The following is a 2,630-nucleotide window of genomic DNA, read 5'->3' as shown; positions in this document are numbered from 1 at the left end:
CCTCGTCGCGGTCACCGGCGGCCCCGGCGAGCGTGACCTGGTCGCACGGACCCTCGCCGCGTGCCCCGGCGGCACCGGCGGCGACGTCCTCGACCTCGCCGGTCGCACCGACCTCGCGCAACTGGCCGCGGTGCTCGAGCGCGCTGCCGTCGTCGTCGTCGGCAACACCGGCCCCGCCCACCTGGCCGCCGCCGTCGGCACCCCCGTCGTCTCGCTGTTCTCCCCGGTGGTCCCCGCCGACCGCTGGGCGCCCTGGGGCGTCCCCGTGCGGCTCCTCGGCGACCAACACGCGCCGTGCCGCGACACCCGCGCCCGCGAGTGCCCCGTCGACGGGCACCCGTGCCTGACCGGCGTCCCGCCGGACGAGGTGGTCGCCGCCGTCACCGGACTCGCCACGGAGAGGAGGACCCGATGCGCATCCTGATCTGGCACGTCCACGGCTCCTGGACCACGTCCTTCGTCCAGGGGGACCACGAGTACCTCGTGCCCGTCCTGCCGGACCGGGGCCCCGACGGCCGCGGCCGCGCGCAGACGTGGGACTGGCCCGCCTCGGTGTCCGAACTCGATCCCGGGCAGCTGCGCGAGCAGGCCACGGACGGCGGGATCGACGTGGTCATCCTCCAACGCGCCCACGAGGTCGACCTGCTGCGCGAGTGGACGGGACTGCGGGCCGGCGTCGACGTGCCGGCCGTCTACGTCGAGCACGACACCCCCCGCGAGCACGCGGCCGGGTCCCGGCACCCGATGGCCGACCAGGACCGGGTGCCCGTCATCCACGTGACCCGCTTCAACCGCATGATGTGGGACTGCGGATCCGCGCGCACCGGCGTGGTCGAGCACGGCATCGTCGACCCGGGGCGGTCGTGGACGGGGGAGGACGCCAGCCTCGCCGTCGTCGTCAACGAACCGGTACGCCGTGGCCGCATCGCCGGCACCGACCTCGTCGTGGACCTGGGACGTCAGGTCCCCCTCCACGTCTACGGCATGGGGATGGACGAGCTCGCCGAGCTCGCGCCGCACCTCGCGCCGACGCTGCACGAGAACCCGCCCCAGGCCGAACTGCACCGCACGCTCGGCCGCCACCGCGCCTACTTCCACCCGTACCGGTGGACCAGCCTCGGCCTGGCCCTGCTCGAGGCCATGACGCTCGGCATGCCGGTCCTGGCGCTGAGCACCACCGAGGCGCCCCACGCGGTGCCGCCCGAGGCGGGCCTGCTCAGCAACGACCCCGACGAACTGCTCGCGCGCGCCCGGGACTGGCTCCACGACCGCGACGCCGCCGCGGTGGCCGGCGCCGCCGCCCGGGACCACGCACTGCGCCACTACGGACTCGGCCGCTTCCTCGCGGACTGGGACACCGTCCTGCAGGAGGTGACGGCATGAGGATCGCACTCGTATCGGAACACGCGAGCCCCCTGGCCGCGCTCGGCGGAGAGGACGCCGGCGGGCAGAACGTCTACGTCGCCGAGCTGGCGACCGGCCTCGGCGCGCGCGGCCACGACGTCACCGTCTATACCCGTAGAGAATCGGCCTCGGCGCCCGAGGCGATCCGGCTCGCCGAGCGCGTGCAGCTGGTCCACGTCACCGCCGGCCCCCCGGCTCCGCTGCCCAAGGACGAGCTCGCCCCCTACATGGACGAGTTCGGACGTGCGCTCGCCCGGCACTGGCTCGCCGACGGGGTTCCCGACGTCGCCCACGCCCACTTCTGGATGTCGGGGTTGGCCGTGCAGCGCGCCCGTCAGACGGTCGACGTGCCCTTCCTCCAGACGTTCCACGCCCTCGGCGTGGTCAAGCGGCGTCACCAGGGCAGCGCGGACACCAGCCCGCCCGGCCGCCTCGCCGACGAGGTCGCGCTCGCCACCGGAGCCGACGCCGTCACCGCCAGCTGCCGCGACGAACGCCGCGAGCTCGTCGACCTCGGCGCCGACCCTGATCGGATCCACGTCATCCCGTGCGGGGTCGACCTCGAGCTGTTCCGCCCCGACGCCCACCGCGCGCGTGCGGACCACCTGCCGCCGCGCCGCGACGGGTACCGCCGGATCGTCTCCCTCGGCCGGATGGTGCCCCGTAAGGGCATCGACCACGCCATCCGCACGCTCGCCTTCATCCCCGACGCCGACCTCGTCGTGGCCGGCGGGCCCGACCGGGCGGCACTCGACCGCGACCCCGAGGCCGTGCGGCTGCAGGCGCTCGCGCGAGAACTCGGGGTCGACGACCGGGTGACCTTCACCGGGCGCCTCGACCGCCCGGACGCCGCCGCCCTCCTCGCCTCCGCCGACGTCGTGGTGGTGACCCCGTGGTACGAACCCTTCGGCATGGTCCCGCTCGAGGCCATGGCGTGCGGCCGCCCCCTCGTCGGCACGGCCGTGGGCGGGCTGCTCGACTCCGTCGACGACGGGGTCACCGGGCTACTCGTGCCACCCGGCGACCAGGCCGCCGTCACCCGCGCGGTGACCGAGCTGCTCGACGACCGTGACCGCGCGGAGGCCATGGGCATCGCCGCGCGCCGCCGGGTCGAGGCGCTCTTCTCCTGGGACGGCGTCGTGGACGCGACCCTCACCGCCTACGCGGACGCCGCGCGGACGGCCGCCCCCCGCACGGCAGGGGACGCGGCCCCCGCCAGCGGCTGG

At 75.6% G+C, this 2,630-nt stretch carries 3 protein-coding genes; all 3 read left to right on the top strand.

The genetic code is table 11. The annotated features are described in order from the left end of the window. The coding region (locus HMPREF3086_RS04030; RefSeq protein WP_141763984.1) for a glycosyltransferase family 9 protein at positions 1 to 424 on the top strand (424 nt) is incomplete at its 5' end. Further along, complete coding sequence (locus tag HMPREF3086_RS04025; RefSeq protein ID WP_070720275.1) at positions 412 to 1,383, top strand: glycosyltransferase; 972 nt, start codon at positions 412 to 414, stop codon at positions 1,381 to 1,383. The genes HMPREF3086_RS04030 and HMPREF3086_RS04025, both read left to right, overlap by 13 nt. Further along, positions 1,380 to 2,630, top strand: a 1,251-nt coding sequence (locus HMPREF3086_RS04020; RefSeq protein ID WP_070720273.1) for a glycosyltransferase, incomplete at its 3' end; no start/stop codon positions are given. The genes HMPREF3086_RS04025 and HMPREF3086_RS04020, both read left to right, overlap by 4 nt.

Source organism: Dietzia sp. HMSC21D01 (assembly GCF_001815995.1).
Lineage (GTDB): Bacteria > Actinomycetota > Actinomycetes > Mycobacteriales > Mycobacteriaceae > Dietzia > Dietzia cinnamea.
The sequence above is the reverse complement of the archived record's forward strand: the minus strand, read 5'-3'. Positions and strand labels throughout refer to the sequence as shown.

Bases quoted from the DNA above. Each gene is read 5' to 3' on its own strand.
- HMPREF3086_RS04025 (WP_070720275.1), top strand. From the start codon at position 412: ATGCGCATCCTGATCTGGCACGTCCACGGCTCCTGGACCACGTCCTTC.